General features: G+C 38.6%; 12 protein-coding genes. 6 read left to right on the top strand and 6 right to left on the bottom strand.

Annotated elements, in window-relative coordinates; all coding sequences use genetic code 11:
- Positions 1–160: 160 nt before the first annotated feature.
- Complete coding sequence (locus BIV20_RS14960) at positions 161–1,174, bottom strand: hypothetical protein (protein ID WP_075717392.1); 1,014 nt, start codon at positions 1,172–1,174, stop codon at positions 161–163.
- Between the two features lie 240 nt (positions 1,175–1,414).
- Between BIV20_RS14960 and BIV20_RS14965 the strand changes: the two genes are divergently transcribed.
- Entirely contained in the window at positions 1,415–3,151 is a 1,737-nt protein-coding gene (locus BIV20_RS14965; RefSeq protein ID WP_075717394.1) for an IS1634 family transposase, read from the top strand.
- 266 nt (positions 3,152–3,417) lie between these two features.
- Positions 3,418–3,915, top strand: coding sequence for a chemotaxis protein CheW (locus BIV20_RS14970; RefSeq protein WP_075717396.1), 498 nt, complete (start codon positions 3,418–3,420; stop codon positions 3,913–3,915).
- A gap of 63 nt (positions 3,916–3,978) precedes the next feature.
- Here BIV20_RS14970 and BIV20_RS14975 read toward each other — a convergent pair whose 3' ends face one another.
- Positions 3,979–5,568: a DEAD/DEAH box helicase gene (locus BIV20_RS14975; protein WP_075717398.1), complete on the bottom strand. Its 1,590-nt coding sequence runs from the start codon at positions 5,566–5,568 to the stop codon at positions 3,979–3,981.
- A gap of 208 nt (positions 5,569–5,776) precedes the next feature.
- Between BIV20_RS14975 and trhA the strand changes: the two genes are divergently transcribed.
- The gene (gene trhA / locus BIV20_RS14980; protein WP_075717400.1) at positions 5,777–6,442 is read left to right on the top strand and encodes a PAQR family membrane homeostasis protein TrhA; all 666 of its coding nucleotides are present in this window, start codon (positions 5,777–5,779) and stop codon (positions 6,440–6,442) included.
- Here trhA and BIV20_RS14985 read toward each other — a convergent pair.
- From BIV20_RS14985 to BIV20_RS14995, 3 genes are all read right to left on the bottom strand, one after another.
- The gene (locus BIV20_RS14985) at positions 6,437–6,709 is read right to left on the bottom strand and encodes a GIY-YIG nuclease family protein (RefSeq protein WP_075717402.1); all 273 of its coding nucleotides are present in this window, start codon (positions 6,707–6,709) and stop codon (positions 6,437–6,439) included. The genes trhA and BIV20_RS14985 overlap by 6 nt on opposite strands.
- A gap of 243 nt (positions 6,710–6,952) precedes the next feature.
- Positions 6,953–7,708, bottom strand: a complete 756-nt coding sequence (locus BIV20_RS14990; RefSeq protein ID WP_075717404.1) for a M23 family metallopeptidase — start codon at positions 7,706–7,708, stop codon at positions 6,953–6,955.
- 492 nt (positions 7,709–8,200) lie between these two features.
- On the bottom strand, positions 8,201–9,100 hold the full coding sequence (locus tag BIV20_RS14995) for a SpoIID/LytB domain-containing protein (protein ID WP_075717406.1): 900 nt from the start codon (positions 9,098–9,100) through the stop codon (positions 8,201–8,203).
- 222 nt (positions 9,101–9,322) lie between these two features.
- On the opposite strand from BIV20_RS14995, the gene BIV20_RS15000 reads away from it, so the two are divergent.
- The 3 genes from BIV20_RS15000 to BIV20_RS15010 all read left to right on the top strand — a co-directional run bounded on the left by BIV20_RS15000 (position 9,323) and on the right by BIV20_RS15010 (position 12,455).
- Positions 9,323–10,084 (top strand): alpha/beta fold hydrolase, encoded by a 762-nt coding sequence (locus tag BIV20_RS15000; RefSeq protein WP_075717408.1) that lies wholly within the window; start codon positions 9,323–9,325, stop codon positions 10,082–10,084.
- A 206-nt stretch (positions 10,085–10,290) separates the two neighbouring features.
- The gene (locus BIV20_RS15005) at positions 10,291–11,643 is read left to right on the top strand and encodes a putative DNA modification/repair radical SAM protein (RefSeq protein ID WP_075717410.1); all 1,353 of its coding nucleotides are present in this window, start codon (positions 10,291–10,293) and stop codon (positions 11,641–11,643) included.
- Between the two features lie 11 nt (positions 11,644–11,654).
- Entirely contained in the window at positions 11,655–12,455 is an 801-nt protein-coding gene (locus BIV20_RS15010; RefSeq protein ID WP_075717412.1) for a TIGR03915 family putative DNA repair protein, read from the top strand.
- Here the strand turns inward: BIV20_RS15010 and BIV20_RS15015 are convergent.
- Complete coding sequence (locus BIV20_RS15015; protein ID WP_075717414.1) at positions 12,446–14,533, bottom strand: methyl-accepting chemotaxis protein; 2,088 nt, start codon at positions 14,531–14,533, stop codon at positions 12,446–12,448. The two genes, BIV20_RS15010 and BIV20_RS15015, sit on opposite strands and share 10 nt — an antisense overlap.
- Positions 14,534–14,571 lie beyond the last annotated feature (38 nt).

A 14,571-nucleotide genomic window follows, 5' to 3' on the forward strand; every position in this document is an offset into this window, starting at 1 on the left:
CCAGTATGAAAAATGAAAAAGATTTTATTGACACTGTGCGAATACATCGATTAGGAATATGGCAAAAATAATACCCGTATATCTTAGCGTTACCGCCCAAAATATACGGGTGTTTTGTGATGGGTATATGATGAAACTGTTAACGACACATGAATCTAACTTAACCCACCGGCTCTGTATCTGAATACATGGACTCCTCTTCTTCCGGAGTCATGGCTGATTGTACGATGTAGAAGGTTATATCCGCATTTACGGTAGTGTAAGTCTCGAAACGGTCTGCACCTATCATCTGCGTACCTGCTTCATCTGTTGTAACGATTTCGTCATCATTTACACAGAAATACACTTCTGTTCCCGCAGGCATTTTAATCTGTGTTTGTGCTCCAGACACTTTCTCTACTACCGTTACTGTAATTTCACCATTTTCAAATTCTTCAATAGGTGCTATAGAAATATCTCCACCGGTTGTTAATTCACGAGTACTGTCTACATATCGCGCTGCATTTTGCGGATATGCAAGGGATTCCATCTTTTCTACTACCTTATCCTTATTTGCGTAATAAGTAATTACATTTCCTGTACCGTCACCAAAATCATACGCTTCATAGATTTCATAGCCATCTGCAGTTTCCTTGTAACCGTATTCCATTGCATACTCCACTCCCGTGTAGATACCGTTGACGAAATCCACATCCCAATTTTCAATAAATGAATTAGATGTATAAGTTACCATATAACTATTTCCCTGTGAAGCTTCGTTTTCATCCATCATCTCATATTTGCTATAGGAAACGCTCTGTCCATTTTGATAAGAACGATATCCATCCGAAATGTTCTGGTACTCTATTCCATTCTCACCCATACGATATTGGTCTGTGCTTTTCCCACCATTTGATTTCTTTCCTTTCTCATCCATAAAAATATATTTGCTATCAATCTGAACCGTTCCGTATTTCTCACAAAGGTTCGTTAGGGTATTTGCCTCTTTAAATTCCTCCAATAATGCTTCATCCATTTCTTCACATTCCGGTATATGAATTGCGGTGTTCTGAGTCTGTGCCTCTGTTTTACTCTTATTGTCCTTCTTCTCTGATTCATTTCCTCCGCATCCGATTATCATTGTTCCCACCAATACAGCTGTCATAAGTACTAATAATATTTTTTTGTTACTCATGTTTTTACCCTCCTTATTCTGTTGGCTTATTATAACATGTTCTTTTTCTTCTTCTCAATATTTTTCTCACTAATTAAAATTATCCGGGTCTTTGACACTTGATTTTTTTACATTTTAATACAAATCCTTTATTTAAGCCATTCTGGGCTTATTTTTTTGTCAAATTTTATGATTTTATACGTGCTCTTTTGTACTCTTTGTGGTATAATATAAGAAAAGACATATCGGAGGATAATTCTTATGTATATATGTATTACTGGCAGCAAAAATAACAAAGATGTTTATATCAAACAATCTTACCGCAAAGATAATGGAAAGACTTCTTCCCGCATCTATAAGAAACTCGGAAAATACAACGATCTTTTAGAACAGTTTTCTGGAGACGAAAAAGAAATGATGGCATGGGCTAAAAAGGAAGCCGAAAAAGAAACAAATCTTTTTAATCAGAGAAAAGAGAAAGTGTCCGTTTCTTTTTCACCTCTTTCACGCATTCCATTGGAGGAAGATAGATTTTTTAATGTCGGATATCTGTTTTTACAGCAGCTCTGTAGCGAATTAAGACTGGATAACATCTGCAGAAACATTCGTACCCGCCATAAATTCAACTATGATTTTCATGCCATCCTTACAGATTTGATTTATGCCAGAATTCTTTCCCCATCCAGTAAACTGAGCAGCTATTCTTACTGCCAATCTCTCCTGGAACCACCAAAATATTCTCTTCAAAATCTGTATCGCGCACTCTCTGTTATTGCACAGGAATCCGATTTCATACAAGAAGAGCTCTACAAGAACTCTAACTTCATACATCCAAGAAATCAACGTATCCTCTATTATGACTGCACGAATTACTACTTTGAAATTGAAGAAGAAGACAGCATCAAAAAGTATGGAAAAAGCAAAGAAAACCGTCCAAACCCGATTGTTACTATGGGCTTGTTTATGGATGCAGATGGCATTCCTTTAGCCTTTGACATTTTTCCTGGAAATCAGAATGAGCAGACAACATTAAAACCATTAGAGAAAAAGATTCTTCAGGATTTTAACTGCAGCGATTTTATCTTTTGTTCCGATGCGGGTCTCGGCAGTGCAGACAACCGACGTTTTAACAGCATTGGAAATCGTTCATACATCATCACACACTCTTTGAAAAAAATGAAAAAAGAGGATCGTGATATTGCCATGAATCCAACACAGTTCCGAAAAACAGGAACAACTTCATTTGTTGATCTTCGCACTTTGGATGAAACAGACGAAGAGGTCTTCAACTCTATCTATTACAAGGAAGTTCCCGTTGTTACAGGAGACATGGATGAGACCCTCATTGTCACCTACTCTCCTAAATATAAGGCATATCAGAGAAAAGTACGTGCCCGTCAGATTGAACGTGCCGAAAAGCTTATTGCCTCTCCGGGTTCAAAGCGAAAAGGAAAAAATCAAAACGACCCTATGCGCTTTGTCAAAAAGACATTAGTCACTACTGATGGCGAGATTGCTGAAAATCAGGTCTATGGGCTTGATGAAGATTTGATTCGAAAAGAAGAGCTATATGATGGCTTCTATGCTGTTATCACAAATCTTGAAGGAGATATCAATGAGATTATAAAGATCAACAAACAACGCTGGGAGATTGAAGAAAACTTCCGTATTATGAAGACGGAATTCGAAGCACGGCCTGTGTACGTTAGAAGAGATGACCGTATCAAGGCTCATTTTATGACATGTTATATCAGCCTGCTTCTCTATCGTCTGCTTGAGAAAAAACTTGAATCAGACTTCACCTGCAGCCAGATATTGGAAACCTTAAGAAATATGAATGTGACACTGTTGTCAAAAGACGGTGGATATATACCATCGTATAAACGCACAAAACTTACCGATGCTTTACACAATGCATTCGGATTTAGGACAGACTTTGAATTCCTCTCAAAAGCTTTCATGCGAACCATCATAAAACAAACAAAACAGATTAAATAGCATAATCAAAAAATAGCACATATCGCTACGAACAAAAAAACAGCCGCAACCCTTGAAAATAGTAGGGTTGTGACTGTCTTATTCTTTTCCAAGTGTCAAAGATGGGATTATAACATGTTCTTTTTCTTCTTCTCAATATTTTTCTCACTAATTAAAATTATCCTAAGAATTTCCTTGTGATTTCTTAATGTTTTCTTGTAAATTTTTTCCTTTGTGTGTACAATTATACTATTATAAATAAAACTTTACCATTAAAGGAGCTTATTATGGATGACAAAGAATTAACAATCAATGGTATGTTCAAATATCTTACTTTTTGGGCAAATGGAAATATTTATGCTGTTTCCAGCATCGATGTACTGCAGCTGATTGAAATGCCCTTTATCACTCCAATTCCAGAAATGCCAGACTATGTCAAAGGAATTCTGCATTTACGCGGCGAAAATATTCCTGTTATTGACCTAGGTCTGCGTCTTCAGGAAGCTGCTGTAGAAAAAAGCAATACCGCAAGAATCGTTGTACTTTCTACTAAAGATGGAGATTTGGGATTAATTGTAGAATCTATTGGAGAGATTATCGACTTGGCTTCTAACGATATTTCCACAATTCCCAAAATTGCAGACCCCACCGGAAAACATATTATTTCCAGTGTCGCACTACATAATGGAAGATTGATTCCAGTTTTAGATATTGTGACAATTCTGTCTGACGATGCACTGAAAAACATCGATTTGCAACAGAAAAGCGATATAAAAAATCAGTAATTTTCCCACAAAAAAAAGCTTATCAGAAATTTGCATTCTGATAAGCTTTTTTTCATAGGTTTATTATTTCTGGTTTGCTGGCTCGATGCTGATACTCTTACCTTTTATCTTAGCTCCTGCTAATGCCAAAAGCACTTCTCTTCCATATTCTCTCGGCACTTCTACAAAAGTATATTTATCAAACATATCAATGGCTCCTACCAGTTTTCCCGGCATTCCGGATTCTCCAGCGATGGCTCCTAAAATATCTCCAGGCTTCACTTTCTGTTTCTTTCCTATATTAATGAAAAGACGAACCATTCCTTCTTCTGCTCCGGTATCTCCGAAGTCAAAATTATCCTTTTCCGAACCCTGCTCATCATTTCCACCCATAGCCATTTTCAAAAAGGCTGCTGCAATATCCATAGCGGTATAATCTGACTCATTTACCTGGCTTTCAATCATATCAAGCATTGGTGTCAAATCCTCTTCTTCAACTATGGCAGATACCTTATCCATGATTTTTTCCAGTTTGACTTGAGCTACATCCTCCATGGTTGGAATCTTCTGAGCAAGAATCTTGGTCTTGCAGTACCGCTGAATGTCCTTCAGTTTATATACTTCTTTTCCTTTTACAAAGGTAAAGGAACGCCCTGTTCTTCCTGCACGTCCGGTTCTTCCGATACGGTGTACATAATATTCGTCATCCTGCGGAACGTCAAAATTAAAAACTGCCTCTACATCATCCACATCGATTCCACGAGCTGCTACGTCTGTTGCCACCAAAATCTCTGTCTTTCCATCACGGAAATTCTTCATAACACGATCACGTTGCTGTTGCTTCATATCGCCATGAAGCCCTTCCGCAAAATAGCCTCTTCCCTGCAATGCTGTTACCAATTCCTCTACCATACGCTTGGTATTACAGAATACCAGAGAAAGCTTTGGATTGTATACATCCAAAAGTCGGCTTAGCACCTCTACTTTATCTTTTCGCTTTACATCATAGTAATACTGTTCAATATTCGGAACAGTCAGTTCCTTCTTTACCACTTTAATCGTAGTAGCATTCTTCTGATATTTTCTGGTAATATCCATAATTGCCTTTGGCATAGTTGCCGAGAAAAGTACTACCTGACGGTCTTCCTTCAGATATCCTAACACTGTTTCAATATCTTCACGGAATCCCATGTTGAGCATTTCATCTGCTTCATCCAAAACAATCGTATTAATATAGTCACATTTAATTGTCTTTCTTCTTAAGTGATCCATAACACGACCCGGAGTTCCCACAATAATCTGTGCTCCTCCCTTTAAGGAACGTATTTGCTTGCTGATTTCCTGACCTCCATATACCGGAAGCACTTTTACTCCATGCATATATTTCGCTAACTTGCGAATCTCATCTGCCACTTGAACTGCCAGTTCTCTAGTAGGACACAGAACAATAGACTGTGTCTTCTTATTTTGTGGGTCTGCTTTCATTAATAAAGGGATTCCGAATGCAGCTGTCTTTCCGGTTCCTGTCTGAGCCTGACCGATTACATCGCCTCCTGCAAGCACTACAGGAATCGCCTGACTCTGAATCGGACTAGCCGCTTCAAATCCCATTTCCTGAATTCCTCTCAATATCTGAGGGGATAAATTTAATTCATCAAATCTTACTGTTTCCATATATTTCCTTTCATCGACTGCTTTTAAAGTCTGTTGCTTATCATAACAGAGATTATCGTTATTGTCAAACCACTGATTTTTTTCACAACCTTCTATTGACTTTCACCCTTACAAGTAGTAGTATTTATTTATCGCAGATATAGTTTTAAATACTACTTGTTATATTTTTCAAAACTTTACATATAATATTTCCAAAGGAGATGGTCATATGAAATTCAAATTAAAAGAACCCGGAAGTTCCATTACCCATTTTATCGGTATGCTAATGGCACTATTCGCCGCAACTCCATTGCTAATACGAGCTTCCACCAATCCGGACAAAGTTCATGTTATATCACTTGCTATTTTTATTATCAGCATGGTCCTACTATATGCAGCAAGCGCCACTTATCATGCATTGGATTTATCTGAACACACAAATCGTATTTTACGCAAACTGGATCACATGATGATTTTTGTTTTAATTGCAGGTAGCTATACTCCGGTATGTGTTATCGTACTCGGCGGTAAATTAGGTTATACGCTTCTTGCTTTAGTATGGGGAATTGCCCTTGTAGGAATTCTGATAAAAGGCTTTTGGATTACTTGTCCGAAATGGTTCTCTTCGGTTCTGTATATTGCAATGGGCTGGGTATGTGTACTTGCTTTTACCCAAATTATTAACTCCCTTTCCGCTCAAGCCTTTGGTTGGCTTTTAGCAGGTGGAATTATTTACACGATTGGCGGTGTTATCTACGCATTGAAACTCCCCATTTTCAATGCCAAACATAAAAATTTCGGTTCTCATGAAATCTTTCACTTGTTTGTTATGGGCGGAAGCATTTGCCACTTCATTGTAATGTATTGTTTTGTAGCAAAAATGCCGCTGTTATAAGTTCTCTTTTAACATTGCGGCATATTGCTGTATCAGTTCTTCTTTTTGTATTCTAGGAAGCCTTTTTATAAAGGCTTCCCTTTTCATAGCTTCTTGTTTCGTATTATGAACTTCTAAATATACCAATTTTACCGGTCGTCTGCCTCTGGTGTATTTAGCTCCTTGTCCGCTATTATGCGCTTCTAAACGTTTCTCTATATCATTTGTCCATCCTGTATACAATGTATGATCGCTACATTCCAAAATATACGTTACATTCTGTTTCATGTTCTTTCCTTCTATGTAAAGAGACTGCCTGGCAGTCTCCTATATGCAAAGCAGCCGTCTTCGCGTACTTCACCCAAATTAATACTGACTGTAAATAAATATACGACTGCGGATTTTCCGGTCATATTCTATTCTATGAAGTTTTTCAGGCTTCTGTGCCTGTATTGCCTTCTCTAACACTTTTCTTATTATAATTGGTTTCCACAAAAGTGTAAAGAAATGCTCCACAGCTTTATTGTATATTTATTCCAGATACTCCATTGGGTTTACCGGTGCTCCATCCTTCAATAATTCAAAGTACAAGTTCGCACCTTCGACGGAATAATATTTTGTTGGCTCGCTTACATAACCAATGACTTCACCTGCTGCCACACTGTCTCCTGTATTCCATGCAATCTCTTTGAGCTGTCCGTATACCGCACTGTAACCATCTCCCATATCTACTGTTACAGTTGTTCCTGTTTCCGCATTATTCTCTATAGATATTACTTTTCCAGCTGATACTGCCTCTACCGGAGCATTTATCTCTGCCTGAATGACAATTGCCGGATTATATTTATACTGATCCAATGTTGCAAAATATATGGTCTGATCCATGCTGTAATTCATAATTACATTTCCCTGCAATGGCCAACTCATATTTTCCGTATCAAAGTGAAACTCTACTTCTTGTGCAACGGATTCTTTTTCTATCGTCGCTTCCGGTGCATCCAGAAAATCAGTACTCTGTGGAGGAATAATCCCTGACACTGCTTCTGTCTCCTGCTGTTTTTCTTCCTCTTTTTTTGCCTGCTGCTCCTTTTTCAAAGCTTCTTCTTTCTCTTTCGCTGCTTCCTGTTTTTCCATTTCTTCCTGCTCTTTTGCCAGCTTTGCTTCCTGCTTCTTATTCTGCTGAGAATAGTAGATACCAGTCATACCGAATACCGCTGCCAACATAATTACCGCTGCAATAACATACGATTTTTGCCTCAGTCCTGTCGTTGTTTTTCCATTTCTCATCCTATCACCTTCCTGTTTTTATTTTCCCTGTTAGTTTTGCCGGAAAATACAGGTTTATACAATAGTATGAAAAATTACAAATAAAATCTTTGCGAGACAAGATTGTAGTTGGGCGAAATATATTTCTCCAAGTTCGTTATCTGAGTTTTTTTGTCTTCTGCAAAGAAACTGATACAAAAAAATCCGATTTTCATATGAATCCACACTTCTAGTTCTTCTAGACAGCAGTAACAAGAATGTTCGATAAGGGTATGCCAAAAGAACTCGGACAGATACACATTTAAAACAATGTTTCTCTGTCCTCAAACATCTTTCTGGCATACCCATTCATTCTTTTATACTGTTGTAAGAAGAACACAAAGTGTTCCACATATGAAAATCGAATTTTTGTATTCAGTTTCTGTTGCATGAAGGAAAAAACCGAGTTTCGAATTGGAGAAATTAATATTATGCGCCCAACTACAATATAGAGAACTGCACAATTTGTAATTTTTAATACGTTTTCAGTTCTAATCCTTTATAGTAATAATTCAAAATTTCCTTATAATCTTTTCCCTTTTTTGCCATTTCGTTTGCCCCATATTGGCTAAGTCCCAATCCATGTCCAAGTCCTTTGGTAAGAATACGCACCTGGCCTTCCACCTCTTTTATGTAAAAACATGCAGAGTTCAAGTCCAGATATTGCCGAAACTGCTCTCCCGACAAGGTTACTGTCCCAATCTGTACCTGTGTCACATATCCACTATCATCTCTCGCTATAATCTGGATATTTCCCGGTATTTCGTCCGGATTCAACACCAAAGAATTATCCGCTTTCTGCAGTTTTTCTGCCAACTCTGTTTTTTCCATAAAAATAACCTTCAAATAATTAGGAGAAGAAATATCATATTCACTGTCTACGGCCCCTAAATAAGGAACATCTTCCCTTCCCAAAGTCACCTGGCCATTCCTTGTTACTCCCGCAGAGACTGCATGATATGCCGCTTCAGCAGGTTTTCCCTGCCAAGTCAGAATCTCTCCTTTTGTCGCTGCTACCGCTTCCTCCAACACATTATACTTTTCTTCAAATCCTTTCTGTCCCCATAATTCCAATAGTTTTTGAGTATCCATAGATTCGGGTAGCTCTTTTCCCTCCTCCTGAGCCTTTACAATCATTGTCCTTGCAATAACCGTTTGCGCCTTCAGCGTTTCCGTTTCACTTTCCAGAGAAATCTGTTTTGCCACTACTCCTTTGACATATTCTTCAACATCTATTTCACTTTCCTGTGTCTGTGCCAACGTGCTGTTTTCTGTAATGCTTGTCTCATCGCCCTGAAACAACAACGTAACAATATAAGGAATCGCAATTACTAATACACAAACGGAAAAAAACGTCTTTATTTTTTCTTTCATAGAAATCCCCTTTCTGTGTAGTCTATGTGGGGTGAAAGAAAAAAATACGTAAATTGACATAAGCTTCATTCTATCGTAAAATTTAGATTGTATATATTTCTGATTTTATTCAGAAGGAGGTATCTTTATGGGAATTTGGATGTAACGGCAAGGCCGTTATAAAAATGTATCGGTCTTGCCTGTGTATATAGTAAACAAAATTGTATAAACAGGAGGACTATTATGGCTTATTTTAAATATCACTCACACAACATTTATTTTGAAGAAATTGGCATGGGTACACCCCTTCTTTTCCTACACGGAAATACGGCATCATCCGTAATGTTTTCTGAAATCAAAGAAACGTATGCAAAGGATTACAGAGTAATTCTAATAGATTTCCTTGGTTGCGGAAAATCAGAGCGTATTCAGACATGGGCTGAAGATTTATGGTATGACGAAGCAATGCAGGCGATATGCCTTTTGGACGAAAAGGGATACCAAAATGTAAATATTATCGGCACAAGCGGAGGCGCTCTTGCAGGTATTAATATTGCATTGGAACGTCCAGATCTTGTAAATAAAATAATTGCTGACAGTTTTGAAGGCGAGAAGGCAAATCCTCTCATTACCGAAAACTTACGCATAGGAAGAGAGGCATCCAAAAATGATGTTGGCTCAAAAATGTTTTATGAGATGATGAATGGTTCAGATTGGGAATCTGTGATTGATGCTGATACAAAATCTGTAATTGCACATGCAGAACATATCATTAACTTTTTTCATAAACCAATTAATACTCTAAAGGCAAAAATACTCTTTACCGGAAGCAAAGAAGATCCTTTCTTCCCTGAAGGTTTTTACGAAAATCTGTTTCATGACATGATCGGCAAAGTTGAGCATGGAAAGCAGTTTTTATTTGAACATGGCGGTCATCCCGCAATGATATCAAACCAAGAAGAATTTATATTAATAAGCAAGGCATTTTTTTCAAACCAAGATTAAAACTCAACTTATTTCAATTCAATTTTTTGGATTTATAAAGCAGTCATGCACTATTATAGTGTGCGACTGCTTTTCTGTTTTTCCGACGCTGTAATAAATAATTCATTGTGTTAAATCCACACTATTCCAAACAAATGTTCTTGCTTTTTCCATCCACATATGCTATCCTTATATCAGAACATACGTTTGCTTCAGGAGGGATACACATGAATTTGCAGATGAATATGGATTTGATGGAAAAACTGACGATTTTATCTGATGCCGCTAAATATGACGTTGCCTGTACTTCCAGCGGGGTAGACCGCAAGGGAACCGGGAAGGGAATGGGGAATTCCATTGCCCCGGGAATCTGCCATACTTTTTCTGCTGATGGACGCTGTGTTTCTCTTTTGAAAATCCTCTTTACCAATGAATGTATTTTTAACTGTGCCTATTGTCTAAATAATTGCAACAGTGACGTAAAGCGTGCTGCTTTTACACCGGAAGAAGTCTGCACCATTACTATGGAATTTTACCGCCGTAACTATATTGAAGGATTATTTTTAAGCTCCGGCATTATGATAAGTCCTAACTATACCATGGACCTAATTTATCAAACTGTTTATCAATTAAGAACCATTCACCACTTCAATGGTTATATTCATGTAAAGGCAATTCCGGGAGCAGACCCGGTACTTGTGGAAAAGACCGGCTTCCTTGCAGATCGTATGAGCATAAATTTAGAGCTTCCTACTTCCGATGGTCTGAAACAGCTTGCCCCTTATAAATCACGGAAAACTATTTTAAAGCCAATGCGTCAGATTCAAAATGGCATTGCAGAAAATAAACACGAACTTATGGTATACCATAAAGCTCCCACCTTTGTCCCCGCCGGTCAATCTACACAAATGATTATTGGCGCCACCCCGGAAAATGACTTCCAGATTATGAGCGTAGCAGAAGGGCTTTATAAAAAGTTTTCTTTAAAACGTGTCTTTTATTCTGCTTTTGTAAACGTAAATAATAATTCCAATCTTCCGACCACTGCCGGAGGACCACCACTATTACGGGAACACCGCCTTTATCAGGCAGACTGGTTACTGCGGTACTACAACTTTGAAGTATCGGAATTATTGTCAGAAGACCGACCTGACTTTAATATATTTCTTGACCCTAAATGTGACTGGGCACTACGACATCTGGAATACTTCCCTGTAGAAATTAATCGTGCCAGTTACCAAACTCTGCTACGCGTTCCGGGCATCGGCTACAAATCTGCAGAACGCATTGTAAAGGCGCGCAAAATGAACAAACTTACCTTTGATGATCTTAAAAAAATCGGAGTCGTATTGAAGCGGGCACTTTACTTTATTACCTGTTCCGGCAAGATGATGTATAACACCAAACTAGAAGAAAACTATATCTGTGAGAATCTTTTGCGGGATAAAACACAAATTCCCAGAGAAATCCGCGAAGGTGGCTACCAACAGTTGAGTTTCTTTGACCAGGATATGCGTGCAGACTTTCACCTCACCGATGCACAGATTATTCCACCGGGACAACAAATTACCGCCATATAAGGAGGCTATTTATGTATATTTTTCTTTGCGAGGACAGTGTCGATGGCATCTTCACCGGAGTATATGATGCTTGGGCAAGTCATTATGGCCATCGTAATATATCTCTTACCACACGCACACCGGACAATTACACTTTATTTGACGAATACATTTCCGTCACTCCCGATGCAGAAAAGAGCCACAAAGTTGGAAATACATTACTGCAACGTCTAGGCGCAAATGTTTATTCACAAATTTGCGAGGCTGCATCCGCTCTGGAAGAACCTTCTCGCAAGTCCAACCAACTCTCTAAGGCGGATGCTATCTATCGGACCATTGTACTGGGACTTTCGCTCAAAGATGGTCGCCACGTCTTGGAATACTTGGGAGAACCTTATGTAAACCGAGTATTTCAACTTTCACGTGCTACCAGTAATGAAGCCCACCATCTTCTTGGATTTTTACGATTTCAGGAATTGGAGAATGGAGTTCTTTTTGCCCGTATCCACCCCAAGAACGATGTGCTTCCTTTATTGGGCGACCATTTCTCCGACCGCTTACCGGAAGAAAACTTCATGATTTATGATGAGACACGAAAAAAGGCCGCTCTGCACCGGAAAGGTTCTTACTTTTTCCTTACCGGCACCGAGGGCCTGAATGAAGAAATGTTACATCGTTTTTCTTCGGAAGAACTGGAATATCAACGGCTGTGGTGTGGCTTTTTTGAAAGCATTGCCATTGAAGCCAGACGCAATCCCAAACTACAAAACCAAAATATTCCGAAACGTTTCCAGAAAGACGCAGTGGAATTTTCTTCTAATTCTTATAACTGAAACATATTTACGATATTCTGTAGTCTTGCAATATTCTCTTCGCTGCTATCTACCAAATCATTATTTACCTGTACCACTTGGAACATTTCCTGAGTTCTCTGGGCAATATCTGTAATTCCGGTAGCCGACTCACTTACGGTCTTACTTACATTGTCCACTGCCTCGGCAATTTCCATAATTGCCTTCTGCAGGGCATCAATCTGACCTCCGATTTCACTCATATTGCCTTCAAAGCTCGTGGCATCTTCTGTATATTGTTCTGCGACAGTATTGAAATTACCATAATCGGTTAATACATTTTGCTCCAAGAAATCCGAGCTTTCCTTCAGGCAAAGCGCCATATTTTCCACTGCTGTATTAACCTCTTCAATAATCTCATTGATATCTGTTACCGTATTGGAGGTTTGCTCTGCAAGAGAACCAATTTCTCCTGCAACTACTGCAAATCCTTTTCCGGCTTCTCCTGCTCTTGCCGCTTCTATGGATGCATTCAACGCCAATAAATTGGTCTGACTGGAAATATCCAGAATAGCTTTTGTCAGTTCATTAATTCTTTCCACAGCCTTTGCCTGTTCAATTGCTTGATTTGACCTACGACGTACATTCTCGTACATCTGTGTTGTCTTTTCACTTGCTGTCTGAGTAGCTCCCTTTAACTGACTAGCACGCTCTTTTACCTCTGTAGAAGATTTCTTTCCTTCTTCGGAACGATTCTGAATTACTCCTGCACGCTGACGAATATCCATAATGGTATTATTTACGGTTTCCATGGTAGCTGCTGTCTCTTCCATAGCTGCTGCAAGCTCCTGTGTAACTGCAACATTGCTCTCACCCATTTCACTAACCTGGTCCGTTGTCTTTGTCATTTGCTCTATGGTATTGGTCATATCTTCGTCTGCTACTCGCACATCTTCTACCATCTTACGAAGATTCTTACGCATCTCATGCATGGATTTCGCCATAGTAGCCGTTTCATCTTTTTTCTTATAAAGAATATCGTTTGCCGGATTATGAATAAAGTTAAACTTTGCCGTAGACTCTACAATACCATTAATCTGAGTGATTGGTTTCGTAAGACCTCTACTAAGAATAAGTCCAATCACTCCTGAAATAACTAATGCCAAAATTGCTCCGCAAAGAATTAACTTCGCCACATGCACTGCCTCTTCCTGAAGTTCTGATATCGGAACCGTCATCACAAGAACCATACCATTATTTAAATTGGTATAATACATATTCTTCTTGGCGCCCTTATAGGTATATTCTATAAACTGCTCCGCCTGATTCGAATCTGCTACTGCCTTCTCTACTACGGATAAACTGCTATCTGTTTCAGAAAGCCTTGTTCCGGTCTCTATCCCTTTGTGATACATGACCTTTCCCTCTGTATTTGTCAAGAAACTGTATCCCATACCTTCAGATGATGCATCCTCTAACGTATCCTCAAACTCTGAAAAGTCAATATCCATTCCTATAATACCAATGGATTCCCCATCTACATAAATCGGAACCACATAAGAAATCATATAAACATTGATATTAGAATTTAGGTATGGCTCCATCCAGGTTGCCTGCTTATTTTGCACTGGAATATAATACCATCCCACATGTTCCAAATCACTTTCATCATACATGGAAAAATCTGTAGGTGTAACACTTTCAAATGCTGCATCATCAGAATCTCTGGTAAGAAACAAGCCACTGGTAGGCTCTGTAAATTCAGGATTATAACGAATATAAGCTGTCAGGGCCCCTTCTGTATTCGTAGCAGCTTCTATCAGAACATTCTCCATCTGCTCTGTATAGGCTTCCACATATTCCTCACTCGACTTAAATTCATCCACATCTGTTAGATTTGCTACTGCAATACTGTACACCGTATCAACCGATTGTGAAACACGCTGTAGCATTCCATTGATTTTTTCGCTCTGCTCACGACCGTTAAGAGCCATTATTTTCTTAGAATCTTCATAGGATGTCCTATATGCATTCTGTATACTTAGTACCCCACAGACAAGAACAGAAATTGCAGCACATAAAAGCACCGATAACGTAATTTTGGTTTTTATTGACCTCATAGTAGTCCCCCTTTATCCTTTGTGTTTTATTTCTTTTT

The organism is Roseburia sp. 499 (assembly GCF_001940225.2).
Classification (GTDB): domain Bacteria; phylum Bacillota; class Clostridia; order Lachnospirales; family Lachnospiraceae; genus Petralouisia.